At 38.2% G+C, this 25,736-nt stretch carries 29 protein-coding genes, 1 other RNA gene and 1 pseudogene; 14 read left to right on the plus strand and 17 right to left on the minus strand.

Annotated elements, in window-relative coordinates:
• Both AC07M3_RS05675 and AC07M3_RS05680 read right to left on the minus strand, forming a co-directional pair.
• Positions 1-708, minus strand: coding sequence for a BON domain-containing protein (locus AC07M3_RS05675; protein ID WP_003652832.1), 708 nt, complete (start codon positions 706-708; stop codon positions 1-3).
• A gap of 77 nt (positions 709-785) precedes the next feature.
• Entirely contained in the window at positions 786-1,187 is a 402-nt protein-coding gene (locus tag AC07M3_RS05680; RefSeq protein WP_003652834.1) for a YraN family protein, read from the minus strand.
• 209 nt (positions 1,188-1,396) lie between these two features.
• On the opposite strand from AC07M3_RS05680, the gene rsmI reads away from it, so the two are divergent.
• Together rsmI and AC07M3_RS05690 are read left to right on the plus strand one after the other, a co-directional pair.
• Positions 1,397-2,233 (plus strand): 16S rRNA (cytidine(1402)-2'-O)-methyltransferase, encoded by an 837-nt coding sequence (gene rsmI / locus AC07M3_RS05685; protein WP_005042132.1) that lies wholly within the window; start codon positions 1,397-1,399, stop codon positions 2,231-2,233.
• 91 nt (positions 2,234-2,324) lie between these two features.
• Positions 2,325-2,711, plus strand: a pseudogene (locus AC07M3_RS05690) (hemin receptor).
• A 3-nt stretch (positions 2,712-2,714) separates the two neighbouring features.
• On the opposite strand, the gene AC07M3_RS05695 reads toward AC07M3_RS05690, so the two are convergent.
• The gene (locus AC07M3_RS05695) at positions 2,715-3,605 is read right to left on the minus strand and encodes a LysR family transcriptional regulator ArgP (protein WP_494566800.1); all 891 of its coding nucleotides are present in this window, start codon (positions 3,603-3,605) and stop codon (positions 2,715-2,717) included.
• Positions 3,606-3,710: 105 nt separating this feature from the next.
• On the opposite strand from AC07M3_RS05695, the gene AC07M3_RS05700 reads away from it, so the two are divergent.
• Positions 3,711-4,313, plus strand: coding sequence for a LysE/ArgO family amino acid transporter (locus tag AC07M3_RS05700; RefSeq protein WP_494566801.1), 603 nt, complete (start codon positions 3,711-3,713; stop codon positions 4,311-4,313).
• A gap of 57 nt (positions 4,314-4,370) precedes the next feature.
• Here the strand turns inward: AC07M3_RS05700 and AC07M3_RS05705 are convergent, their stop codons facing one another.
• Entirely contained in the window at positions 4,371-5,012 is a 642-nt protein-coding gene (locus AC07M3_RS05705) for a cation efflux transmembrane domain-containing protein (protein ID WP_004641857.1), read from the minus strand.
• A 65-nt stretch (positions 5,013-5,077) separates the two neighbouring features.
• On the opposite strand from AC07M3_RS05705, the gene AC07M3_RS05710 reads away from it, so the two are divergent.
• Positions 5,078-5,479, plus strand: a complete 402-nt coding sequence (locus AC07M3_RS05710; RefSeq protein ID WP_375036977.1) for a MerR family transcriptional regulator — start codon at positions 5,078-5,080, stop codon at positions 5,477-5,479.
• A 60-nt stretch (positions 5,480-5,539) separates the two neighbouring features.
• Here the strand turns inward: AC07M3_RS05710 and AC07M3_RS05715 are convergent, their stop codons facing one another.
• The 5 genes from AC07M3_RS05715 to AC07M3_RS05735 all read right to left on the minus strand — a co-directional run bounded on the left by AC07M3_RS05715 (position 5,540) and on the right by AC07M3_RS05735 (position 10,483).
• A complete protein-coding gene (locus AC07M3_RS05715; protein WP_003652849.1) occupies positions 5,540-5,791 on the minus strand; it encodes a hypothetical protein in 252 nt (83 codons plus the stop codon).
• Between the two features lie 206 nt (positions 5,792-5,997).
• Entirely contained in the window at positions 5,998-7,230 is a 1,233-nt protein-coding gene (locus AC07M3_RS05720; protein ID WP_494566802.1) for an FAD-dependent monooxygenase, read from the minus strand.
• Entirely contained in the window at positions 7,227-8,435 is a 1,209-nt protein-coding gene (ubiH, locus tag AC07M3_RS05725) for a 2-octaprenyl-6-methoxyphenyl hydroxylase (RefSeq protein ID WP_127494157.1), read from the minus strand. Before ubiH ends, AC07M3_RS05720 begins: the two co-directional genes overlap by 4 nt.
• Before the next feature lie 31 nt (positions 8,436-8,466).
• Positions 8,467-9,786 (minus strand): Xaa-Pro aminopeptidase, encoded by a 1,320-nt coding sequence (gene pepP, locus AC07M3_RS05730; protein WP_494566803.1) that lies wholly within the window; start codon positions 9,784-9,786, stop codon positions 8,467-8,469.
• A 67-nt stretch (positions 9,787-9,853) separates the two neighbouring features.
• Positions 9,854-10,483: a UPF0149 family protein gene (locus AC07M3_RS05735; RefSeq protein ID WP_005042155.1), complete on the minus strand. Its 630-nt coding sequence runs from the start codon at positions 10,481-10,483 to the stop codon at positions 9,854-9,856.
• Positions 10,484-10,547: 64 nt separating this feature from the next.
• On the opposite strand from AC07M3_RS05735, the gene AC07M3_RS05740 reads away from it, so the two are divergent.
• From AC07M3_RS05740 to ssrS, 3 genes are all read left to right on the plus strand, one after another.
• Positions 10,548-11,108 carry a hypothetical protein gene (locus AC07M3_RS05740; RefSeq protein WP_042898254.1) on the plus strand — a complete coding sequence of 187 codons (561 nt, stop codon included), beginning with the start codon at positions 10,548-10,550 and terminating at the stop codon, positions 11,106-11,108.
• Positions 11,105-11,389, plus strand: coding sequence for a cell division protein ZapA (locus AC07M3_RS05745; RefSeq protein WP_003652859.1), 285 nt, complete (start codon positions 11,105-11,107; stop codon positions 11,387-11,389). The genes AC07M3_RS05740 and AC07M3_RS05745 overlap by 4 nt, the downstream gene beginning before the upstream one ends.
• Before the next feature lie 188 nt (positions 11,390-11,577).
• Positions 11,578-11,761: non-coding RNA, 6S RNA (gene ssrS / locus AC07M3_RS05750), on the plus strand.
• A gap of 132 nt (positions 11,762-11,893) precedes the next feature.
• On the opposite strand, the gene AC07M3_RS05755 is transcribed toward ssrS, so the two are convergent.
• The 3 genes from AC07M3_RS05755 to AC07M3_RS05765 all read right to left on the minus strand — a co-directional run bounded on the left by AC07M3_RS05755 (position 11,894) and on the right by AC07M3_RS05765 (position 12,879).
• Positions 11,894-12,214 (minus strand): hypothetical protein, encoded by a 321-nt coding sequence (locus tag AC07M3_RS05755; RefSeq protein ID WP_494566804.1) that lies wholly within the window; start codon positions 12,212-12,214, stop codon positions 11,894-11,896.
• Positions 12,215-12,306: 92 nt separating this feature from the next.
• Positions 12,307-12,420 (minus strand): hypothetical protein, encoded by a 114-nt coding sequence (locus tag AC07M3_RS05760; protein WP_494566805.1) that lies wholly within the window; start codon positions 12,418-12,420, stop codon positions 12,307-12,309.
• A gap of 114 nt (positions 12,421-12,534) precedes the next feature.
• Positions 12,535-12,879, minus strand: coding sequence for a hypothetical protein (locus AC07M3_RS05765; RefSeq protein WP_494566806.1), 345 nt, complete (start codon positions 12,877-12,879; stop codon positions 12,535-12,537).
• 222 nt (positions 12,880-13,101) lie between these two features.
• Here AC07M3_RS05765 and AC07M3_RS05770 point away from each other — a divergent pair, with 222 nt between their 5' ends.
• The 5 genes from AC07M3_RS05770 (at position 13,102) to AC07M3_RS05790 (ending at position 19,527) form a co-directional block, all read left to right on the plus strand.
• Positions 13,102-13,686 (plus strand): 5-formyltetrahydrofolate cyclo-ligase, encoded by a 585-nt coding sequence (locus AC07M3_RS05770; protein WP_494566807.1) that lies wholly within the window; start codon positions 13,102-13,104, stop codon positions 13,684-13,686.
• 460 nt (positions 13,687-14,146) lie between these two features.
• Positions 14,147-16,576, plus strand: coding sequence for an endopeptidase La (lon, locus tag AC07M3_RS05775; protein ID WP_198496274.1), 2,430 nt, complete (start codon positions 14,147-14,149; stop codon positions 16,574-16,576).
• A 304-nt stretch (positions 16,577-16,880) separates the two neighbouring features.
• The gene (rlmH, locus tag AC07M3_RS05780; RefSeq protein WP_003652981.1) at positions 16,881-17,360 is read left to right on the plus strand and encodes a 23S rRNA (pseudouridine(1915)-N(3))-methyltransferase RlmH; all 480 of its coding nucleotides are present in this window, start codon (positions 16,881-16,883) and stop codon (positions 17,358-17,360) included.
• Positions 17,361-17,472: 112 nt separating this feature from the next.
• Positions 17,473-18,249 carry a DODA-type extradiol aromatic ring-opening family dioxygenase gene (locus AC07M3_RS05785; RefSeq protein WP_092707537.1) on the plus strand — a complete coding sequence of 259 codons (777 nt, stop codon included), beginning with the start codon at positions 17,473-17,475 and terminating at the stop codon, positions 18,247-18,249.
• A gap of 168 nt (positions 18,250-18,417) precedes the next feature.
• Entirely contained in the window at positions 18,418-19,527 is a 1,110-nt protein-coding gene (locus AC07M3_RS05790) for an META domain-containing protein (protein ID WP_494566808.1), read from the plus strand.
• A gap of 55 nt (positions 19,528-19,582) precedes the next feature.
• Here AC07M3_RS05790 and gdhA read toward each other — a convergent pair whose 3' ends face one another.
• On the minus strand, positions 19,583-20,986 hold the full coding sequence (gene gdhA, locus AC07M3_RS05795) for an NADP-specific glutamate dehydrogenase (protein WP_199990208.1): 1,404 nt from the start codon (positions 20,984-20,986) through the stop codon (positions 19,583-19,585).
• Positions 20,987-21,258: 272 nt separating this feature from the next.
• Here gdhA and AC07M3_RS05800 point away from each other — a divergent pair, with 272 nt between their 5' ends.
• Positions 21,259-22,050, plus strand: coding sequence for an RnfABCDGE type electron transport complex subunit B (locus AC07M3_RS05800; protein WP_494566809.1), 792 nt, complete (start codon positions 21,259-21,261; stop codon positions 22,048-22,050).
• Positions 22,051-22,740, plus strand: coding sequence for an endonuclease III (gene nth, locus AC07M3_RS05805; protein WP_199990210.1), 690 nt, complete (start codon positions 22,051-22,053; stop codon positions 22,738-22,740).
• A 37-nt stretch (positions 22,741-22,777) separates the two neighbouring features.
• On the opposite strand, the gene AC07M3_RS05810 is transcribed toward nth, so the two are convergent.
• From AC07M3_RS05810 to AC07M3_RS05825, 4 genes are all read right to left on the minus strand, one after another.
• Positions 22,778-22,915 carry a hypothetical protein gene (locus AC07M3_RS05810; protein WP_003652992.1) on the minus strand — a complete coding sequence of 46 codons (138 nt, stop codon included), beginning with the start codon at positions 22,913-22,915 and terminating at the stop codon, positions 22,778-22,780.
• Between the two features lie 72 nt (positions 22,916-22,987).
• Positions 22,988-23,641, minus strand: coding sequence for an adenylate kinase (gene adk / locus AC07M3_RS05815; protein ID WP_003652994.1), 654 nt, complete (start codon positions 23,639-23,641; stop codon positions 22,988-22,990).
• Between the two features lie 86 nt (positions 23,642-23,727).
• Complete coding sequence (locus tag AC07M3_RS05820) at positions 23,728-25,041, minus strand: DUF445 domain-containing protein (protein WP_003652996.1); 1,314 nt, start codon at positions 25,039-25,041, stop codon at positions 23,728-23,730.
• Positions 25,042-25,100: 59 nt separating this feature from the next.
• Entirely contained in the window at positions 25,101-25,619 is a 519-nt protein-coding gene (locus AC07M3_RS05825; protein WP_005042185.1) for a hypothetical protein, read from the minus strand.
• Positions 25,620-25,736: the final 117 nt, after the last annotated feature.

Below are 25,736 nucleotides of genomic sequence, written 5' to 3' on the forward strand. Positions count from 1 at the left end.
TTACTGTGCAGTCGAAGCAGGATCTGTTTGGTCAGGATCAATTGCAACAGGTGTTTGAACTGTTGGTTGAGCAATGACGTTATTAATAATCGGTGTAGTTGTTGCACTACCCGTACTTGCGGCTGGTGCAGGCGCCAAATCAACGTTATCAATTAAAGTAACAATTTTGGTAACGTTACCGACGTTTTGTAAGACGCTATTTAAATCATTAATTTCAGCTGTATTTAAACGTCCCATTACATAAAGTACGCCGTCTTCGGTATGTACCAGAACCTTACTATCTGAAACCACAGGTGCCTTCATTAAAAGAGCACGTGTATTTGCTGTTACACCTGCATCTTGCATGATGGTGTTGTAGCTGACTTTGTTACCCACCGTAATATAGTTATGTACAGCTTTCACATCACTCATGGCTTTAAGATTGTCTTCTGCCAATTGTTTCAAGTACGGGTCTGGCACTTGGCCAGTTAATAAAACTGTACTATGGAAGCTTTCGATATTAATACGTGACTGCTTGAAACGTTGATCAAGTTTATAAATGTTGATATTGGCTGTACGTTTAATTGAAGAGTCAATGAATACTTGGCCTAGACTGCGGACACCACTATCTGTGCCCACTGGAGCTGTGCCTGTTCCACCAGAAATAAAACTTGCGCAACCTGATAAACTTGCGACACAAAGCATTGTTACAGCAATACGTTTTAACACTCCACCAGACTCCTATCAATTTCTTGGCTTGATCATAAAGCATCAGACTTAAATTTGCTCAAAAGAGTAATGAACTCTTAATCCAAAGTAAATGCATTTTCGATCCATTGCAGATCATAATGGAATTTTGAAAAGTCATGCTGTACTGTTTTTGCAATTTTCTGTGGAAAATCAAAACAAATCACATCAAAACGACAATAAAAATCCTGATAAGATGGATAGCGCTGTAAAAAACGCATCGCAGTTTTGATAATTTTCTTCTGTTTTGTCCACGTTACCATTTCACAAGCTTGCCCATAATTTCCTATAGTGCGTGCTTTTACTTCAACAAAAACTAGCTCTTGCCCTCTTTTGACGATTAAATCAACTTCGCCACGGCGTGAATGGTAATTACTTGTGACCCACACATAGTTTTGTGCTTGTAAAAGGTTTAACGCAGTTTGCTCTGCCCATTTCCCCAACTGCTGTGCTAATAACATTTTTATTCCCCCAAATTAAAAAGTAGCTCTAGATATTTTTATGCGTCAGTTATTTTCTTAAATTCATCTGCCATATCAGATCTGAATTGAACAAATGAAAATCAGATTATTTTCGAAAAGCTCAAGCTGGCAGACATTGTTCACGCCCAAATCATAATTTCGGGTAAACTACCCCATTAAAATTGTTTATCTGTACGGAGTAAAACCAAATGAGTGCTCAGTTATTTGTTGTAGCCACCCCAATCGGGCACTTAGATGATATGACTTTCCGTGCAATTGATATTTTAAAATCAGTTTCTATTGTGGCTGCCGAAGATACTCGCCAATCAGCACAATTATTTAAACACTATAATATATCAACTCAACTTACTGCATGTCATGACCACAATGAAAGCAATAAAATTGAGCAATTAGTTCAAAAACTACTTGCTGGCGATAGCGTTGCTTTAATTAGTGATGCAGGTACACCGCTCATTAGTGACCCAGGCTTTAAATTAGTTCGTGCTGCTCAAGAGCATGGTATTAGAGTGGTTCCTGTGCCGGGTGCATGTGCTGCCATCGCTGCTTTAAGTGCTGTAGGTTTACCGAGTGATCGTTTTAGCTTTGAAGGTTTCCTTCCATCTCGAGCTTCACAACGTATTTCTCAATTAGAAAAACTTAAAAACGAAACACAGACCTTAATTTTCTATGAAGCACCTCATCGTATTTTAGAGTCTGTTAAAGATATGGCTCAGGTATTTGGTGAAGACCGTCCTGTAGGGTTTGCACGTGAAATTACTAAAACCTTTGAAACCATCAAAAAAATGACCTTAAAAGATTTGGTCAGCTTCATTGAAAATGACCATAACCAAGAAAAAGGTGAAATTGTAGTCGTTGTGGGTGGTGCAGCTGCAAAAACAGATCTAGAACAAGAAAAACTAGACGAGCTTTTAAAGCGTTTACTTCAGGACTTATCTGTTAAAGCTGCATCTCAACTTGCTGCCGATTTAACAGGAATTAAGAAAAAAATTGCTTATCAACGTGCGTTAGAGTTAACACAATCTTAATTTTTTTAATTAAGTATGGTGATGACAAATAGTCTGTGTCATCACCATGACTAAATTTTGCATAATAAAATATAAGAATAAGAGTATTCATATGACTAAACAAATTGGCAAACTTGGCCCCCATGAAGGGCAAGAATTAGAATTATTACTTTCAGGTGAGAAACCGATTGCTTTGTTTTACGATCTATTACCTGTCGAGTTTTTAAGGCATCTAGAACAAGGTACTTTATCTATGCTGAGTAAAGATATTGAAACCTCTCTACCTTTACCATTTTCAATCATACTGATCTATAAAGATGCAGCTTTAGCAGATTTAAATGAACTGATGATGTGTATTGAAACCTTATTCAAAGAAACTAATTTTGAAAAATGTATAGAACTTGAACGAAGAGTTGGATAGCTTTTAGGTTACTCAGAACAAGATATAGAGTTTTATATTGAGCATATTTCGAATCGTCATTTAAAAAGAAAGATGTAAAGACTATCTCAATATGTGTTTCGCTGACTCCACAATAGTCTCCGTCAGTGCATCCAACTGTTTAGACTGCCTTTTCCAATGGTGCCAATATAATGGAATGTCGAGCTCAGCTTCGGGTATAACATCCACTAAAGTTCCATTGCTTAGTAAAGATTGAACCTGAAGCTCGGGTACCATGCCATATCCCAAACCCAATTGAATCGCTTTCACAAAGGCATCTGTAGCTGGAATAAAACTGTAAGGATAGCTCTGCAAAGGCAACCCATAATATTTCAGTAATACCTCTGAATGCATAAGGTCTTTATGGTTAAAAATTACAGCTGGTGCATTTCTTAAAGTTTCTCGGGTTACGCCATGTTTAAACCAATCAGCAGCAAATTCAGCCGAAGCCAACATTTTATAACGCATTTTTCCGAGTGGTTGAGCTAAACAGCCCGACATGACCTGCTCTTCTGCCGATATACAGGCATTGACTTGTCCTGTTTCTAATAAAGTATGCGTGTGAGATTGATCATCAATTTTTAGTTCTAATACTATTTTTTCTTTAAAAAGCGTTTGCTGAATGCTAGGTAAAAGCCAAGTGGCTAATGAATCTGCATTTGAAGCCAGAGCAATTTTATAGAACTCTGATTCAGATGATTTCCCCATCAAACCTTGTAATAAGTTTTGCTCCATTAATCGTGTATGACGTAAATGCTGTAGTAGCGTTTGCCCAGCTTGTGTGAGTACACATGGGCGCCCACGTATAATTAAAATTTGGCCTAAATACTTTTCTAAAGCCTGCACGCGTAAGGATACTGCCGAGGGAGTAATATATAAATACTCTCCTGCCGCATCAAAACTTCCCACTTCTGCTACTGCAAGAAAGGCTTCACATTGTTTGCTATCTAACATATCAAACCTAAATTTTTTTTAGCCAAACCTAAATATTCTTAATTTTACTTATTTCTTAATAAAAAGTCAGATAATTCCCACATCTGATTTTTCCACCTTACTGTTATGTTCTCTCTTAGTATATTTTTTAAAGGTTTCGGTATTGGTAGTGGTCTAATTGTAGCAATTGGCGCTCAAAATGCTTTTGTTTTAAAACAAGGCCTTAAACAGCAATATGTATTTTGGCTATGTTTAATCTGTGCGCTTTCCGACTCGATCCTAATCGCTTTTGGTGTATTAGGTTTTACCGAAATCATGACAGCATCACCAATCTTGATTACTGTCGCTAAATATTTAGGGGCAACGTTCTTATTCGTCTACGGTGCGAAAGCATTCTACGCTGCATTTAAGGCCACCCAAAGCATGGAGCTTGGTAGCGGTCAAAAACAGACTCTAACTCAAGCACTAGTGACCTGTCTTGCCTTTACTTGGCTTAACCCACATGTCTATTTAGATACCATCGTTCTGATTGGTTCAGTTGCAACCCAACTAGAAGACAAAGTTAGTTTTGCTTTGGGCAGCATTGTTGCCTCTTGGATTTTCTTTTTCAGTTTGGGCTATGGCGCAAGATTATTAAAGCCATTATTTACCAATCCAAAAGCTTGGAAAATTTTAGATTTCATTATCGGTATTGTCATGTGGAGTATCGCAATATCACTACTCATCTAGTTCATTTAAAACAGCAAAAAGTACCATTTAAACATGGTACTTTTTATGTGCTCAAAATTATGCTTGAGAACCCAACACCAGCTTTGACTGTTTTCTTTCTTGCTGTGATTGCTTTATAACAGCATAGCCAGAAGATACACCTAAGTAGGCAATGACAAAGGCAACAAATAAATCGGGAAATACGCTGCCTGTTCCAAATACCCCAACCGCCGCTAAAATTACAGCAACATTGGCAATAGAATCGTTTCTACTACATAACCAGACAGAACGCATATTGGCATCTCCATCACGGAATGCATAAAGCATAAGCGCGACTGAAACATTCGCAATTAAAGCCATCACGCCAATTGCGCCCATCACCATAGGTTCAGGTGGAACACCATGGAAATATGACCACACCACTTTTCCAATGACAAAAACGCCAAAAGCTGTCATCGTTATTCCTTTCATTAATGCTGCTGTTGCACGCCAATATAAGCTCATCGAAAGAACAACTAACGATAACGCATAGTTTGCTGCATCTCCGGCAAAATCTAATGCATCTGCCCATAGTGAAACTGATTGAGCTTTGTAACCACCCAAGATTTCCACTACGAACATCAATGCATTAATGATAAGTGCAATCCATAGTGCTTTTCTAAATCGTGGACTCACCTTCTTTGAAGGAGAACATGTTGAAGCACAACCACATCCAGCCATTTCATTTCCTCTAAAACTCTTTTATAGTCATTAAAAACCCTTGAGTAGCTCCAGAGTCAAGCCTTATGAATCTCTCTATTGGTCAATTATCAAAAAAAGCGGATGTTCCAATTGATACGATCCGTTATTACGAAAAAGTAGGTGTACTTGATCGTATCCAACGTTCAGAAAATAATTATCGTGTTTACACCGAGCAAACACTTGGCGACCTATTATTTATTAAGCATTGCCGTGAATTAGATATTTCACTCAGTGATATTAAAACGTTAAAAGAAATGAAAACTCAGCCTAAACAGGCATGTACAAAAATTGATAATTTAGTAGATAAATACTTAAATGAAGTATCAGAAAAAATTGAACGATTATTGCTTTTAAAAGAATCTTTAATTGATTTAAAACAGCACTGCTCTACCAATCGAACAGTAGATGAATGTGGGATTTTAAAAGAACTGCAAAGCTCTTCTTAAACCTGTTTTGGTAAATTCATACAAATAAAAAAGCACCACTCATGTGATGCTTTTTTAAGATTAATGGTCACTATGTTCATCAGGAGGAACTTCGGTAATTCTCCCACCCCGAGCTAAAAATGCAGCGATTTCATCTTCCAGCGCTTGGCGCTGTTTCTGTTTAGCAGTGACAGTCAGCGTTTCTGCCTCAGCAAGATCAGTATCACTCATACTGCCTGCTTCTTCATCAGCTGCACCGCTTTCTGCTGCTTTCGCTTCATCTTCATCTACAGCAGAATCTTCTGCATCTTCATAATCATTGATATCTGACATTTCACACTCCCCAGAATGATTTTATTGCATCATTACTATGGTCCCAAGACCTCAGAAATTTAGCAACCTCTTTGCATTTAGCAAAGAGCCAATTTGGTCAATTCCGTATCTTTTATGACCAAATTGGTAATGATATATAAATGATTGTTCAAAAAATATCTACTGGCATTTAATTCGCTTAGTAGAGTATAGGCCCAGTAAATATTTTAATGCCTATAGCGGGTACTTTGTAAAGCCCCTAAACCATTTGCTTGTTGCATAAATTTATCTTTTAAAACCGGAATCTGCTCAACTTGCTTAAGGCCCATATTACGAGCCCAAACTATTGGGAATAATTCACTACTTTCAAGCCAACCAATTGCTGACATGCTATGCATCATTGCATCATTCTGACCTTTACGGCGATGCTCATAGCGCATTAAAGTTTGTTCATGTGCCCATACACCACGGCTTAAATCGTGAAGCAACACGTCACACAGTACTGCTGCATCAAGACAGCCAATATTTACCCCTTGTCCAGCAAGTGGATGAATCACATGTGCAGCATCACCAATCAAAGCTAAGCCTGCTTTTACATATTGTTTTGCAGCGCGAGCTTTCAGCGGAAATTGTGCTCTGGAACGAACTTCTAATACTTCGCCTAACATGTGCTGGCTTTCACGAGTTAAAAGCTGCATAAACTCTGGGTCACTTAAAGCAGAATACTCATCGGCATAATCATCTGGTAGCGTCCAGACAATTGACTGCCAGTATCCGTTTTCAGTTTCTTCGAGACTTGCCATAGGTAAGTATGCCAAAGGTCCTGTAGGTAAGAAAATTTGACGGGCAACATAATGGTGGGGTTTTGCAGTTCTAATAGCACAGCTAATCGCTGCTTGTTTGTAATCCAGTACATCGAGGTCAATAAAAGCCTGTTCACGTACAAATGAATTAGCGCCATCTGCACCAATAAGCAGTTTAGTTTTAAGCGTAGTACCATCTGCCAATTGAATATGCCAACATCCAACACCCTGCTCAATACGAGTAACACGAACTTGGGTACGGTAATCTGTTAATTGCTCCAACATTTTTTGTTGAATGGCAACATTTAATACACTCGGTTCAACCATAGAACCTAACGCTTGTTCCGGCATCGGTCTTTGGATCGACTCATGGCCAAAATTAATTTCACCATAACCATTAAGATTCCAGACCTGCATGCCCGTATAAGGCATTTGACGCGCAAGATCATCCCAAACATTTACCGTTTTAAGCAAATGAATGGTCGCTTGGCTAAGCGCTAAAACACGTGGATTCATCACACTTAATGTTTTCTCAACATCAAGTACAGGAGCCGCATCAAGCACTGTGGGTTGTACGCCACCTTGCGCAAGTAATAAAGCAGTTAAACCACCAACCAATCCACCACCAACAATGACGACATCCAACACTTCACTCATGCTTTTAACCCCATTGCATAGTTAGCCACCAATGGTTTTACACCCGGAATGACATCAAATGCAATTAATCCCGTATTACGAATTAATTTTAATAATGGATTTTGGTTACTAAAGCCACGAACGACAGTGTCACAGAACTTAATTACTCGCTGCTGATCTGATAAACGAGCTTGTTCATAAGCAAGTAAATTATCAGGGTTACCCAGATCATCAGAAGTGCTTAACTGGTTCACTAAATAACGCACCAAAACATCTGCATCACGTAGGCATAAATTAAAACCTTGCCCTGCAACAGGATGAATTGTATGCGCTGCATTACCCATTAAAATAACGCGACCAACAGCTTGTTTATGTGCAAGCACTTGTGACAGTGGATAGCTAAAACGTTTACCCGTTTTTTCAAATTTACCCGCTCGGTCACCATAGGTTTGTTGCAAGGCGCTTAAGAAGTGTTGGTCATTTTCTTCGCCTAGCCATTCATTTTCGGTGCCTTTTTTCACAGGCCATACAACCGAACGGCGATATTCACCCGGTAAAGGCAATAAGGCTAAAGGCCCTAATGCACTAAAACGCTCAAAACCAACATGCTCATGCGGTTTCGATGTCTGAACGGTAGTGACAATTGCAACCTGATCATAATCATGAACATCAACACCGACACCAATTGCCTGACGACAAAAAGAATCACGTCCATCAGCCGCAATTAATAATTTTGACTCAAGCTTTAAGATTTCATCACCACGCTGAGCTTCAATATGTACTTGTTCAGCATCTTGAGTTAAAGCTGTCACTTGTACGCCATCAATTAGCTCAATCAAAGGTTGCTGACGCACTTGAGTTAACAGAACACGACCAAGCCAAGCATTTTCAATCACCTGCCCAAAGCTTTCGACTTTTTCTTGTTCTGCGATTAAACGTGCTTTACCAAAACTGCCTTGCTCAGTAATGTGGACTTGTAAAATTGGAGTAGCATGTTGCTGTAATGCATCCCACAACCCTAGCTTTTGATAAATTTGCACACTACGACGTGATAAAGCCGTATTACGTGCATCAAAACTCGAATGGTAAGGGGCAACATTTTGATCATCATAGTTTGGGTATTTCACAGCTTCTAATAGCTTTACCGCAATATTGGCCTTCGCTAGCATGAGCGAAAGGCTCAAACCAACCATACCCCCACCTACAATAATCACTTGTTGTTGCATCGAGTTTTGCTCCTTTGGCGAATACGTTTAATTATGCTTTAGCTTGCGCCATTAAATGTTCAATATCTGCAATATCTTTAACTACATTGGCAGTTAAAACTCGTGGCCCTTTCGACGTTGCGACCACATCATCTTCAATACGAATACCAATACCACGCCATTTTTCATCTACAGTTTCATCATCTGGCGCAATGTATAAACCTGGTTCCACTGTAACAACCATACCCTCTTCATATTGACGCCAGTCTTCACCTTTTTTGTAAGACCCGACATCATGTACATCCATACCTAGCCAATGACCTGTGCCATGCATATAAAACTGACGGTATGCTTCGGTTTCGATGAGTTGATTAACATCACCTTTGAGCAAACCTAAATTAACCAAGCCTTCAGTTAAAATTTTGACTGCAACTTCATGAGGTTCACGGTAAGAATTGCCAATACGAACTGCATCAATAGCTGCGTATTGAGAAGCCAATACAACTTCATATAAGGCTTTCTGTTCAGCACTAAATTTGCCATTTACTGGGAAAGTACGGGTAATATCCGATGCATAAAACTCATATTCACAAGCTGCATCAATCAAGACTAAATCACCATCTTTTAATGGCTTATTATTTTCAACATAGTGCAAAATACAAGCATTAGCACCACCACCAACAATACTGTTATAAGACGGGACACAGCCGTTTTGTCCAAAAATATAATTCAGCTCAGCTTCAAGTGCATATTCCATCATCCCCGGACGTACCATTTGCATCGCACGTGTATGTGCCTCGGCACTAATTTTTGCAGCAATTTGCATCAGCTCAAGTTCTTGTGGTGACTTAACTAAACGCATTTCATCAATAACACGGTCAAGCTGTACCATTTGAGCTGGAGCACTCTCATGTCGGTGCTCGTCATCTGTTTTTTTAATCCACTGGCTAACCCGTGCATCAAACTCAGCATTGTGCCCAATCCGATAATAAAGACGCTCTTTATTTAATAATTTTTCAATAATCTCTTCATCAAGCAGATCAATTGCATATGCTTCATCTGCATTATAGTCTTCAATTGCACCATCAACACCTGCACGGTAACCATTCCAGATTTCCATCTCGCGATTACGTTCACGGCAAAAAAGACTATAGCTATATTCTTCATCCTCGAAGGTTTCAATGACAGCAACTGCCTCAGGCTCAGCAAAGCCCGTCAAATAGAAAAAACTACTATCGGCACGGAATTTATAATCCGCATCACGATTACGGTACATTTCCTCACGCGTTGCAATAATTGCAATACTGTTTGGACCCATTTTTTCTGCCAGACGGTCTCTACGATGTCGAAAATCAGCTTGAGGCAATTTCATAATGATCTACTTGATTTAGAATTTTAAAGTCAAAAAATAAAATACAACCAATAACACATCGCCTCAATTAGCTTGGGCGATGTGGAGTAAACATTTCTACAATAGTTTGTTCTGTGTCTACAGCAGCAGATTTAATTTTTGCATGAAAGTTTTTCAATAAAGAACTGTCAGCTACAGTGATTTTTTTTCTACCAATAGACAAGCTTACAGGTATTAAGCGTACAAATTCATACAATTCTTCGTAGCTGCTTTCACCTTCCTCATCATTGTCAGAGTCTTCAAATTCGACCGCTGCAATATCTTGAAGGTTCTCAATCAACTCTCGTTCATCATCACGAATATGACCCGATGCCAACCCAAAACCTAATACAACACCCGCACACCAATCTGATAATGCTTGTACACGTTCTTGAAGCGTATGTTCATCATCAGGAAGCATTGGTAAATAATCTAATTCATCATCAGATATAGCGTGAACGACATCTTCTGCTTCATCAGTTAAAAGTGCTAAAGCATCTTCACTTAACTCTGGCACATTAAGGGTTGTTAAAATTTGTGACCATTCTTCACGCGTTGGCGCTTCTGTCACACAAACAATACCTGTTAACAGACCATGTAACTCACTAGGGCTTGAAATTTCTTCAATTCCTTCAAAATGAGCGTTCCAATCTGTCCAGCCTGAAATATCGTCTTGCATTCGTTTATCCAATCTCTATACTTTGTATATATTACCTTTGATTGCAATTCTGTGCGACCTCGTTATGTTAGAACAATTACAGCGGCTACAAGCGCATATTAGCGTATTAAAAACACGCTTACATCATTTAGAGAGTGAACATGCGGCACTCTCAGAAGCTAATGAACTGGCTGAAACAGAGCATCACGCACAAGTTGTGCAAAAAAATAGTATTATCACTAAAAAACAAGAGGAAATTGAGTCTGTAACTGAGCAACTATCTCAGTTAAAAGGTCAATTTCAACAATTGAATCAGGATGCTAACACACTTGCTGAACGTTATAGCCGATTAGAAAAAAGTACGACTGATTTAAAAAATCGTTTTCAAGAAATTCTTGCCGAACGAAATGAATTACGTGTTGCAAAAGAAAAGTTACAAGCCCACCAGCGTCAAACCCAACAAGAGCTTCATGATTTACAACAAGATCGTGATCGTTTGTTACAAAAAAATGAGCTTGCCAAATCAAAAGTTGAAGCCATTATTCAACGTTTAGGAATTTTAGGTACTGCCCAAGATCAGCATGCTCAAGAAATTCAGCAGCTTGCCCATCCTAATGCTGAAACTGGTGAGGAGACCCAATCATGAGTGAACAAGTCATGGTAGAGCTTAGGCTGATTGAGCAGACCTTTAGACTCGCGACTACTTTAGATAAAAAAGATGAACTTGAACGTGCAGCAGAACTTCTCAATGAAAAATTTAATGAGATGCGTCGTAGTGCTCCACGTGTTGAGCACAATAAACTGGTCATTATGGTTGCTCTACAATTGACTCAAGAAGTACTAAGCCTTAATAAGTCTTTGCAAGAATACACTCACTGTGAACGTTTACTGCAAACGATATTGGATGATGTTGAACAAATTGTTTAATAAACTATCCATATAAAAACGCCTTGCTCTATGAATAATAGATGCAAGGCGTTTTTTATTTAGACTATTAGGACAATTGAAAATTATTTTATGCTTGTTAGTGTACAAAGCTTCATCAAACGCAAACTAAGTTTACAGTTCCAGAGGTTTAGGTGATTGCCAACATGGTCAGATCGGTTATACTTAAACTGTCTCTGGGATGTTCGCCAGCGGGTCTATTCCCCTGCCGATACTTAAACTTATGGATGTGTTCTGTATATTTAGAGTGTATGCCTACCTTCGTGTAGGAAACCCAGCAAGTATACGTCGCCTCCACCTTGAACTCATCGGGTTCAGGGTAACGACACATGCAGCGGCATCTTCGGAGCATTTAGTTTTAACTTTAAGAAAAATTCAAAATATTTGTTTTAATTTAGTCTTTCATACAGACCTGTCAGTCTAAAATTTTCTTTTTAAACATTAAATTACAGCTTAGCTGATTAATCTACTCCGCCCTATCTAATATTATTTTTTATTTCTATTAAGACACTGTTCATACCAAGCTGTTTGAAAATCTTCTATTGCTTTTCTTTTAAAGAAACTGGTTTTGAATACTTTGGCAGAGTAAGCCGAATTAATTAAATCCTGATAAAGTTGTTTTGCTTTAGGATCTTCTAGACCATTCGCTATGTGTTGCAAGTCTTGAGATGGAACTTTTTGTTGACGGGCCTCCATGACAGTATAAGCAACTTTTTTCACTACATTACAAATCTCGGGATCACTTACGTTTTCGTCCGCATGACAACCTAACGCTAAAAAACTAAGAAGAAACAATGTAAACTTCATGACCCCACCATATTTTTATAGTTTAAAATGAATAACAGAATTTAATTATTAAAAAAGAAATAGCAGATTTCTTACTATTTCTTTTTAAAAGATCACGCTGGATTAATCATGTAAAAATAAACAATAAGCCCAGCTAAAACGGTTGAAGCAATTGTTAAGTATGTACCGACCGTATTAAAACTCTGTAAGAATTTCAAGATTTCCATATCTAGAACCCCCTAAATTAGCAACTATAAAGACAAAATGAAATTTATCACAATTCAATAATGCCAATCAATTCACACTTATCGGATTTTTTGAGATTTTAAACATAAATTAATTTATTGGTTACACCTAATCGCAAAGGTATCCTTGTAGTAGTCAGTTGCACTTTTCAAATCTGACAACAATTTTTCTTCGGTATAAGGTTTTGGTGAAATTTTTATTAATGCGGGCATATATTGGGTTTTATAAACTTCTGGATAGTCATGACACAAGATTTTGACTTTAACCTCTTGCGGTGTATTCGGATTATCTAGTTGATCTAAAAACTCACCAATTTTACGGTCAGATTCTTCAAATTGGGCTTTATAGTCAACTTCAGCAGCTTCAGGTTCTGTTTGTTTTGTGCACCCACCCAGTAGTAATACGGTGCTTATTGTAATGGTTAAAATTTTTAACTTCATAGGCTTAACAATTTCGCATTCATCTTTTTAAATATTCTTATCTGATTAAATGTAAATAAATACTGGTAATACGTAAAGAAATAGAAATTTTTATCGCTAAAGAAGATACCTCGCATCAAATAAATTTAAAGTTATTTTCTAATTACTCTTCTATTTTCATAAAGCTATAAAAAATAGGTATAATTTTGCTCGACTGATCTCAAATCTTTGTTAGATTTACACATGAATGAACTTAGTTTTATTAGAAAAAATTTAAGATCTAAAAGACGCTCTTTAACCCCATTGGAGCAAAAACAAGCTCAGCTTAATGTTCTCCATCATTTAAATACGCTTGCTATTTTTCATTCATCAAAAAAAATTGGTTTATATTTACATGCCTTTGGAGAGGTTCATACAGACCTTCTCATAAAGTTATGTTTTCAAAAAAATAAACAAGTTTATTTACCTATGATTTGCTCTATTAATCAACGTTTAGTTTGGGTAAAGATATCTAGAAACCAATATTTAAATCGACGTTTTTCTCATCATCCATTGGGTATGAAAGAACCTATGGCAACAAGAGGAAAACATGTATCTAAACTTGATTTACTGTTAATGCCACTTTTAGCTTGTGATCAATACGGTACGCGTATTGGTATGGGAGGTGGCTATTATGACCGTACATTGGCAAGTGCAAAACATAAGCCTTATCGTTTAGGTGTGGCCCATCAATTTCAATTTATTAAGCATACTTTAAAACGTCAAAGTTGGGATCAACCCTTAGATGCTTTACTCACGCCTCAACATATTTATTATTTTAAAAGATAATCTTTATATAAAAACAATTTAAATTCAACAGCTTAAAATCATCCTTTACTTTTCATGCCTCTAAAATCATAAAAGTAACCATCCTAAGGATGGTTACTTTTAAGTGACAGACCGCTTTACCAACTTATATTAACACGCCTATTTAATGTTCAATATCGAATAAGTTTTGCATTATTGTTAACAATACATTGCTTATAAATGGCATAAGAAACTGGTTACTTTCCATCCAAATGGTTTTTTTGTTATATGAATATTTCATAATTATTAAGCTAAATTACTTATCCTTGCTACAAAATTTTATTCTTCTTAAGAATTAATTCATTGATTCATAATATTTTTAAAAAAAGTTGACTAAATTAGTCATTTTTTCCACATTTTCTATTGAAAGGCCCTTGTAATTTTCAAAATACACATCACTATAAAAACATGGCAACCTCGTTGTCACTCATTAGGAGTGCCCATGTCTGAACTTATTATGAATGAAAAAACTGACTTAGAGCCTCAGGTTCCAAGTGTATTACCACTTTTAGCGTTACGTGATGTAGTGGTCTATCCACACATGCAAATTGCGTTATTCGTGGGTCGTGAAAAATCGATCAATGCAGTTGATGTGGCTCGTAACAGTGACAATTTAGTATTTGTAGTTGCGCAAAAAGATTCGCTTACAGAAGATATTGATCACGATAACCTTTATCAGTACGGAACTGTCGCTAAGATTGTTCAGGTCGTAAATCATGAAAATGATGAAAACTGCATCAAAGTACTGATTGAAGGGTTACAGCGCTCTAAACTTGAAAAAATTATCGATGAAGATAGCCATTTGACTGCTGAACATAGCTTAAGTCCAATGACAATTAACGTAGATAAAGCTACTCAAGAAACTCGTTTACAAGAGTTACGTACCTTGTTTGCTCAATATGCTGAAGCAAAATTACGTAATGCACGTGAACTAGTTGCAGCTGCTAATAAAATTGAAGACTTGCTACAGCTTATGTTCTTCGTGGCAACACGTGTGCCTCTAAATATTGAAATTAAACAGAAGTTTTTAGAGCACGATGAGTTTGAAGCACATTTGCAAGAGCTTATGAGCTACTTGGTTAATCAATCTGCAGAACAGCAAATTGAACAAACTTTGCATGACAGCGTAAAACGCCAAATGGAAAAAAACCAACGTGAATACTTTCTAAATGAAAAAATGAAAGTCATTCAACGTGAACTTTCTGACATGAATGGCGGCGCTGAAGATGACGTTGCTGAAATAGAAAAACGTCTTGCTGAAGCTGATTTACCTGAACACGTACGTAAAAAAGCTGAAGCTGAGTTCCGTAAGCTTAAAGCAATGCAACCAGCATCTAGTGAAGCGGCTGTTGTACGTAACTATCTAGAAGTAATTTTAGATACGCCGTGGAATAAAGCGAGCAAAGTGAGTATTAACCTTGCGAAAGCTCAAGAGATTCTTGATACAGATCACTACGGCTTAGATGACGTTAAAGATCGTATTGTTGAATACTTGGCTGTTCAGTCTCGTGTTAAAAAACTCAAAGGTCCGATCTTATGTTTAGTAGGCCCTCCTGGTGTAGGTAAAACTTCACTTGGTGAGTCAGTCGCGAAAGCAACAGGTCGTGAGTTTGTTCGTATGGCGCTTGGTGGCGTACGTGACGAAGCTGAGATTCGTGGTCACCGTCGTACTTATATTGGTGCGATGCCAGGTAAAATCGTGCAGTCTTTAACAAAAGTTGGTGTGAAGAACCCATTGTTCTTACTCGACGAAATTGACAAGATGGCACAAGACTACCGTGGTGATCCAGCTTCTGCATTGCTTGAAGTATTAGATCCATCACAAAACAGTAAGTTCAACGATCACTATTTAGATCTTGATCTTGACCTATCTGAAGTGATGTTCATCTGTACTGCAAACAGCATGAACATTCCAGAAGCATTGCTTGACCGTATGGAAGTTATTCGTCTACCGGGTTATACCGAAGATGAAAAAGTGAATATTGCTGAACGTTACCTTGTTCCAAAAGCAATTAAGAACAATGGTCTACGTGTAAAAGAGTTAACAATTCATGAAGAAGCGATTCGTGACATTGTTCAACGCTACACACGTGAAGCTGGTGTTCGTAGTTTAGAACGTGAAGTGTCTAAAATTGCGCGTAAAGTGGTAAAAGAAGCCGTAAGTAAAAAGTCTAAAAACTTACAGCTTGATATTACCTCTGCCAATCTTCCAGAATACTTAGGTCCACACAAGTTTGACTTTGGTATTGCAGAAGATGAAGCGCAAGTAGGCCGCGTAAATGGTCTAGCTTGGACATCTGTAGGTGGTGAGTTGCTTACCATTGAAGTTGCAGCTGTCAAAGGTAAAGGTAAATTCATTACCACTGGTTCACTCGGTGATGTCATGAAAGAGTCTATTACCACAGCAATGACTTTAGTACGTACGCGTGCCGATGAGCTAGGTATTGAGGCTTCTCGTTTTGAAGAAACTGATGTACACGTTCACTTACCAGAAGGTGCAACACCAAAAGATGGTCCATCTGCTGGTTTAGCATTAACAACTGCCCTTGTATCAGCATTTACAGGTATTGCGATTCGTCCAGATATCGCAATGACTGGTGAAACAAGTTTAGGTGGTCGTGCAATGCGTATTGGTGGCTTAAAAGAAAAACTTCTTGCAGCACACCGCGGTGGAATCAAACTTGTATTTATTCCACAAGATAATGTTCGTGATTTGGCAGAAATTCCAGCGAATGTTAAAGAAGGTTTGGAAATCAAAGCTGTGAAAAGTATTGATGACATCTTGCCTTTAGCATTAGTTTCAATGCCAAAGCCTTTACCTAAAACACCAATTGTAAAACCGGTGGAAGGTTCAAAAGCAGCACGTCATTAATCTAAATATGAAAAAAAGAGAGCTTCGGCTCTCTTTTTTTTGTTACACAATTTGATTGAAAAATATCCAACCATCCTCATAATAGGTATTAAGAGTATTTAATTAAATTGAGTGCTCTTCGTTATCTATTCTTTTATAGATAGCCTTGTTTTTATTCTCTATGATCATCTGAACTCCAGACAGATGATCATTTGATCGCAGTCCAACATCGTTTTTTGGACTGCGTTTTTTATGCCTATTTACTACCACGAACTTATCTTTTCCTCAGGTATAATGCGCAAGCTGCTTTGAATGAATAGATAATATGAAAATTCGTATTCTGACCATTGGTCAAAAAATGCCTGCTTGGGTTCTCACTGGTTTTGAAGATTATTTCAAACGTATCCAACCTTTTGTGCAAACCCAAGTCATTGAACTTCCTATGGCCAAACGTGGTAAGAATGATTCAGAAGCAGATATTTTAAAGTATTGCCAAATTGAAGGCGAAAGTATTCTAAATGCGTTAAAACCAAATGAAACTTTAATTGCCCTAGAAGTTGGTGGTCGAGAACTTAGTACAGAAAAATTAGCTGACACCATGAAACAGTGGATGCTTGAAGGTAATGATGTAGTACTCGCGATTGGTGGCCCAGATGGTTTATCGGATCAGGTACGCAAAGCTGCGGCATGGCATTGGTCACTCTCAAAACTAACAATGCCACATCCTTTGGTACGTGTTTTATTAATTGAGCAACTATATCGAGCGATGACTATTAATCATAATCATCCCTATCACCGTGCATAAAAACAACAACCGTTTCATTTTAGGAACAATCCGTTGAAATCAGGATACTTTTAACATGTCCTGATTTTGGCATAATGACTATTATTCTGCTTTTCAACTCAGGTGTAATGCAATGGAACTACAAACCCTTCCTGGACTGTTTATTTCACATGGTTCACCCATGCTTGCACTTGACCCGGAACAAGTAGGACCTGCTCTACACCGTTTAGGTGCAAATCTTCCTACACCAAAGGCAATCATTGTGATGTCTGCGCATTGGGAGAGTAAAGCACTTGAAGTGTGTATTTCGACGCGTCCCGAAACATGGCATGACTTCCGCGGCTTTCCTAAAGAGCTATATGAAATTCGCTACAGTGCACCTGGGCAGCCAGAGCTTGCCGAAGAAATCTTAAAACTACTGGCAGATGCTCATTTTGTTGCTCATGCCAATAGCACCCGTCCTCGCGACCATGGCGTATGGATGCCTCTATTGCATATGTATCCTGACGCTGACATTCCTGTCGTTGAGATTTCTTTGCCAACCAATTTAAGCGCACAAGAAATTTATCGTATAGGGCAAACTCTCGCACCTTTACGTGACAAACAAGTTCTACTCATTGGTTCAGGCAGCATTACCCATAATCTTGCAGAGTTATCTTGGCAAGGAGACAACTCTAAAGTTCCTGAATGGGCTTCAGGTTTTAGAAATGCTGTTGTTAATAAACTTACACATCAAGATTATGATGGCGTGCTGGAATGGCAATCATTGCCTTATATAAAACGTAATCACCCTACCCTTGAACATTTTGCGCCTTTGTTCTTTGCTATGGGTACAGGCAATCGTTTTACGATTGTTCATAGCAGCTTCACAATGGGCTCACTAGGTATGGATATCTATCGTTTTGATTAATTATTAGCAAATACCCCGTTTTTCGGGGTATACCATTATTTTTGTTGAAAAATAGAATAACTTACAAACTTATACATTTTAAAAACCGAAACAATCAAATGTTTACATTTTCTTTTTTTAAGAATGTTTTAAGCTTATTGCTGTTGTTTTTTTACTTGAAGTTTTTAAATGAAAATTAAATATTTAATTCTTGCGTTATTACCTTTTTCTTTGATGGCGTGTCAAACAGTTACAAATACTCCTGCTCCGATTGTATCTGAGCAACAACAAAACCTTGCAGCCACTTTAGGTGAATATGCTTGGACTTATCAAAATGTAAAAGCTTCTAAACCACTTATCCTTAACTTTAATGCAGATGGTAAATTAGCAATTAATACGGGTTGTAATGGCCAAGGCGGTACTTGGAAAGTTGAAGGTAACCAGCTTGTTACTTCTAACCTTGTTTCAACTATGATGGCTTGCCAAGACGATTTAATGAAACAAGAGCAACTTTCTACTAGCATCTTTAATGAAGCGAAATTACCAATCGAAATTAGCAACAATAATGGTCAGGTGATTTTAAGCGTGACAGATAAAACTGGTCAAAAGCACATTTTCCAAGGTCAAAAAGCAGTTAATACTCAAGCTTTAACAGATTATTCTTGGTCTTATCAGCCTGAAAATACAAAAAAACCAATCGTTCTTAACTTTAGCAATGACCGTTTATCTATCGCAACAGGTTGTAACCGTCAAGGAACAACTTGGAAAGTTGAAAACAATACGATTGTAACGGCTGACGTGATGTCAACTATGATGGCTTGTGAACCTGCTTTAATGAAACAGGAACAATTTTCTAGCAACCTCTTCCAAAAGCGTGCAATTCCATTTGAGCTTAATACAACAAACGTTGATCAACCAACATTGACTGTTGTTGATGCGCAAGGTCAAAAATATACCTTTACTGGTAAAATGACACCTGAAGCAAAATATCAATCTGAAGGGAAAACTGTTTTCCTAGAAGTTGCTCCACAAACTAAATCATGTACTGGTGTAGCACCACAAACATGTATGCAAGTTCGTGAAATTAAATATGATGACAAAGGTGTTAAAACTTACGCTGACAAAAACTGGTCATTATATTATGGTCAAATTGAAGGTTTTGAACACAATCCAGACCAACGCGTAATTTTACGTGTAAAACGTTTTGAAGTGAAAAATCCAGCAGCAGACCAATCTAGCCTAGCAGATGTGTTAGATATGGTTGTAGAGCAAGAGTTAGTTAAAAAACCTAAAAAATAAGTTTTTAGATTAAAAAAATCCGATGCTCAGGCATCGGATTTTTTTATTTCTATTCTTAGAAAATACCTTGAGCAAGCATTGCATCAGCTACTTTTACAAAGCCTGCAATATTGGCGCCATCAACATAGTTAACAGTACCGTCTTCTTTTGTACCGTATCTTACACAATTGGCATGAATGTCTTTCATAATTGCATGTAGACGCTCATCAACCTCAGCATGTGTCCAGCTTAAACGAATTGCGTTTTGAGACATTTCTAAACCAGACGTTGCGACACCACCAGCATTAGATGCTTTTCCTGGTGCATACAAAATTTTAGCGTCGATGAAGTGTTCAACTGCCTCAAGTGTAGATGGCATATTAGCGCCTTCAGCCACACAAATTACGCCGTTAGAAATAAGCGTTTTAGCGTCTTCACCTGTTAATTCATTTTGCGTCGCACATGGCAAAGCAATGTCTACAGGAATATGCCAAGGGGTTTTCCCTTCAAAATACTCAAAACCATGTTTAGAAGCAAACTCGGAAATACGGCCACGCTTAACGTTTTTAAGATTCATCACTTCATCAAGTAATTCATCTGTAAAACCATTTTTTACATAAACAGTTCCGTTAGAGTCAGACAAAGTAACAACTTTTGCCCCTAAGAACATGGCCTTCTCTGCCGCGTATTGCGCAACATTACCCGAACCAGAAACAGAGACTGTTTTGCCAACGAAAGACTGGCCACGCGCTTTTAGCATTTCTTCTGCAAAATAAACCGTACCATAACCAGTAGCTTCAGGACGCATTAAGCTACCACCAAATGAAATTCCCTTACCGGTAAAGACACAAGCGGTATCGTTACTCAGCTTTTTCATCATGCCTGCCATATAACCGACTTCACGTGCACCCACCCCAATATCCCCCGCAGGAATATCAGTATTCGGACCCAAATGACGATAAAGCTCAATCATTAATGCCTGACAGAATCGCATAATTTCAGCATCAGATTTACCCTTCGGATCGAAATCTGAACCACCTTTCCCACCACCCATAGGTAAAGTGGTAAGTGAGTTTTTAAAAGTCTGCTCAAAACCTAAAAATTTTAAAATTGATAGATTGACCGATGGGTGGAAACGCATTCCCCCTTTGAATGGACCAATTGCTGAATTGTATTGAACACGGAAAGCTCTGTTAACTTGAGTCTGACCTTGATCATTCATCCATGAAACACGAAATTGAATAACTCGCTCCGGTTCAACAAGGCGTTCTAACAATCCCTGTTCCGCATATTCTGGATTTTTTTCAATAAATGGCCACAAACTCATCATTACTTCTTCGACAGCTTGCAAAAATTCAGGTTGATGCGGATCACGCGCTTGCACGTAATTCAGGAATTCATTCAGATTGTTGTATTTCAATGCACGGTCCTCAGCATAGTCATGAATTAAATTGGTGCAATACATTATTAAATGCATCATTTAGCAGCAAAATATTAAATCCCTTTCCATCAATTTTAACAATAGTTATTTTAAATTATTTTATTCATCTTAATTATCAAAAACTTATTTTTAGAAAAACTACTCAAAAATAAGAAATAGTAATTTAACTCTTCACTTTTATTGATCTATTATTGTGCAACATTAGCTACATTTTAGGTCAATTAAAAACCCGATAAATTCGTTAAAATCCATTGACCTTACTTAGGTTTTTCTTCATTATCGCATCGTTTTAACCAAGCTATTTGCCCACTATGAATTCATCTATTTCTCTCATACGCGAGATTGATGCGTTATTACCACAAACACAATGTGGTCTATGTGGACATCGTGATGGATGTCTACCCTACGCAAAGTCGATTGCTGAAGGTGAAGAAGCAAATAAATGTGTTCCAGGTGGACAACCTGTAGCCGATGCACTGGCAAATCTACTCAATCGCTCTCGATTAATTGCTGAAAGTAGCGTATGGCCTGTACAAACAGATGGTCGCCCACAGCGAATGAAAGCGATTATTCGTGAAGACGAATGTATTGGCTGCACCAAATGTATTAGTGCTTGTCCAGTAGATGCTATCATTGGCAGTGGTAAGCTCATGCATACCATCTTGACCGACTTATGTACGGGTTGTGAGTTATGCATTCCACCTTGTCCAGTAGATTGCATTGATCTGGTCGAAGACACACAAGCCTTACCAAATGAACAACAGCGTGCCGCAGAACAAAATGATTTAAGGCAACGCTACTATTCACATATTCAACGTGAAGAAAAGCGTCGCAGTCACCGTAAAGGTCCTGTGGTACGCGCTGAAATTGACACTCAACTGTTTGCTCAGTTCTCTCAGGTACTTGATGAACTACCTTCAATTGAGCTCATCGAGAAACCTAAAGAAGCTGTGTTAACTGATGCAAAAACTACGATTGAGTTAGCCAAAATCCGCACCCAAATTAAGAAATTGGAAAAACAGCTAGGTGTGCGTGAAGATGCTAAAAAGCGTCTTCAACTTGAAGAACTACAACAGCAACTTATGCAACTACAGGAGGTCTGAATGGCTGTCAAAAATATGACGAAAAAGCAGATTCAAATATTCTTTGAACGCCTTCGCGAACAACGACCGTCACCTCAAACCGAGTTAAACTATTCATCTTCTTTTGAGTTACTTATAGCTGTTATGTTGTCAGCTCAAGCTACCGACGTGAGTGTGAATAAGGCAACTGATAAGCTTTACCCTGTGGCCAACACCGCTGAGAAAATCTATAACTTGGGCGTAGATGGTTTAAAGGAATATATTAAAACAATTGGTCTTTACAATGCCAAAGCCGAAAATGTCATTAAAACCTGTAAGATTTTAATGGAGCAATTTAACGGCGAAGTTCCAAGTAACAGGAAAGACTTAGAGGCCTTGCCAGGTGTGGGTCGTAAAACTGCAAATGTTGTTTTAAATACAGCTTTCGGACAACCGACTATGGCCGTCGATACACATATTTTCCGAGTGGGAAATCGAACTGGCTTAGCCGTGGGTAAAAATGTGCTTGAAGTTGAACACCGCTTAATTAAGGTCATTCCTAAAGAATTTATTTTAGATTCACATCACTGGCTCATATTGCATGGCCGTTATTGCTGTATAGCCCGTAAACCTAAATGTGCTGAATGTGTGGTTGCAGATGTTTGCAACTGGCCCGACCGTTTTGAATTTGGCGCGCAAAAACAAATTACTATTAAAAATATTGAAGCTTAAAAATATGGTTGGGTATAGGTAACATACCCAATCAAACTTACTTTAGACGCTTGTTCTGATTACGCTCTTCTTTTGCTTGTTTTTGTACCTGCCTAAGCATTTTATAGCTCTGATAACCCAAAAATATGACGAGTGCCAGACTTAGCAATACCACCAAAATCAATATGATTTTCATATTGTTCTCCTGCACTGAATGAAAGAAAAGAGCCCTCATGATGAGAGCTCCTTGTCACAAATAATATTTTAATTATTTATCTAAAATATTAAATAAGTCTGTTTGTACATCTTCAATTGTACGTAAACCATTAAGCTTGTCATAAGTCGGCGCATTCTCACCAGATGCAGCACGGCTTTGATAGAAACCAACCAATTGCTCAGTTTCTGTATGATAAGAAGCTAAGCGTTTACGGATCGTTTCTTCTTGGTCATCTGGACGTTGAACAAGATCTTCACCAGTTTCATCATCTTTACCTTCCACTTTAGGTGGGTTGTAAACTGTATGATAAACACGGCCAGAAGCTGGATGCTGACGGCGACCAGAAAGACGTTGTACGATTTCTTCATCAGGAACATCAATTTCAATCACGTGATCAATGCTAATCCCTTCTTTTTCCAAAGCTTCAGCTTGTGGAATAGTACGTGGGAAACCATCGAAAATGCAGCCATTTGCACAGTCAGGTTGAGCAATACGTTCTTTTACTAAACCGATAATAAGTTCATCTGAAACCAAACCACCAGATTCCATTACACTTTTAGCTTTTAGACCTAATTCAGTACCTTCACGAATTGCAGCACGGAGCATATCACCGGTTGAAATTTGTGGGACATTGTAGCGCTTACAGATCAACTGAGCCTGAGTCCCTTTGCCTGCCCCAGGTGGTCCGAGTAAGATAATGCGCATAAAAAACATCCTCATTTAAAACAATGAATGTGAAGCCTGGCAGAAAAAGTCTCATTAATCTTCAATAGATCCTGCCCGACGTCGAATTATAAGAAAGCCACAAACAAATGTATTGTACCAGCAATAAATCCGGTTACCCCACCTAGTACAATAAGAATCCACTCATCCTCCTGAAATGCAGGACGCAATAAATTCTGAAACTCTTTTGGTGTCAGTTCGCGAATACGCTCTTTAAACATTTGAAAAATCTTCTGTGCCCGGCTTGCGTTCAGCGCTGGGTCACATACGGGTCCCATCGTAATTTCAATTGAACGATCAATCAAGTCCGTCTTTAACCTTGCGTACTCTCTTGGCCCTAAAGAAAGCTGTAAAGATGTACGAACTAACGGTGTTTCCATAATTTCGTTAATATGACGCTTCACAATGCGGCGGGTTTTATCTTTACGCGGCCCGTACATCATTTCGGTCATAATCGATTTTAACGTAATCAGATCTTCAGTTACTACGCTTGAAAATACATCAGAAACTTCTTCTTGACGCTTCATAAAAGCACCTTGGACATTATAAGTGCCAATTCGAAGAACTGGTACAATCCAAGGGAACTTACGATCTTTTGTTAATCTAAAAATCTGTGGGTAACGAATATAATGTGGCTCAAGAGGGTTAAACACCATCCAGATTGCAATCCAATTCGTTAAAAAACCCCAAATCGCAGCCCAAAAAGGTACTGTCCAATGCCAAGGTACGACAAACCAAACAATCATTTGGAAAATACCAAAGAACATTCCAATTAAAGCGCTAATATGCCAAATAAAGTTGATTTCTTTTTGACCAACCTTTAAGAACATGCGTACCATCAAACGGCGGTCACCTTCCATTTGGCTCACCACCATTTCACGCATATTAACCAGTGACTCGACATTCATGGTCAGCTCAGTCACTAATTCTCTTAATACACCTGGTAATTGTTTATGCGCCTGAGCATAAATACGGCGTTTAATTGAATAAGGTAAGTTTTCCCAAAGTACAGCATTACGATCGATCATGACTTCATCAATCAGATGTTCAAGTTCAAACCCAACCTGCTCACCAATAATGCGTGCCATATCTTCAGGATCCATTGCTTCTAAAAATTCACGCAATGAACCTAATTTAGATAAAGTATTATCGGTAATAATACCCGAGATACGTCCAGCCTTACGTGGCACAATACCTTGCCAACCTACTGGTAGTGGACCTAAGTGGAAACCCCAAAATTTAATTGGGTAAAACACCATTTTTAAAGCCATCCACACGTGTGCCCATGTAACAAAGGCAGTCACTGGAATAATACTTAAAACGGCCCAAAAATCAGGTCTGTGTAAAAAGGTCTGCCACAATCCGCTGACGTACTCTAACATGTAAGACTCTCGTATTTATTTGTGCTCTGCTTATGGCGAGTTAACAATAAACTGCTTTTTTATAAACCAAAACTTAGAGAATAAGAAAATTGAATTTGTGGTTTAGTATCCGCGGCAACATTTCCATTTTGGTCAGTCAACTTTTCAGCCGCACCAATACCCACACTAAAAGTACTAATTCTTTCTGAATTCAACAATACATAGGCCAAATCGACACCAGCGCCTAAACGGGATTTATAATCACCATCGACCTCTTTACTATCGAGATGCCCAGCATAAAAACCGATATAGTAACCATTTTTATCTGTGCCGGTAAGATAATAAGGATATCGAAACCCAACTTGGCCACCAGCAGTTTTGTCACCATTCAAAAACGCGCCAACTTTTGCATAGGCAATACCATAAGGGTTTACCCATTCGCCGTTTAGATGTAATAATTTTTGTGTAAAACCTGCACCCACATTCCACGTAGATGCCGTATGTCCTGCTAATTTTGCTTCTGGAAGAAACGAATAGTCTTGAGCATGAGCCCAACTACTTACCGTCAAAACTGCAAGTAAGGGATAAATTTTTCTCATTATTTTCTCCATTTTCCCTAATCGTATGGTGAGAACAACCCTATTCTATTGAATGAGAGACTTTAACAGAATTATTTTGCTTCTTATATACAAGTATCTACAATTTTGTTGTCTGCA

This window comes from Acinetobacter sp. GW821-FHT09D10 (genome assembly GCF_059416285.1).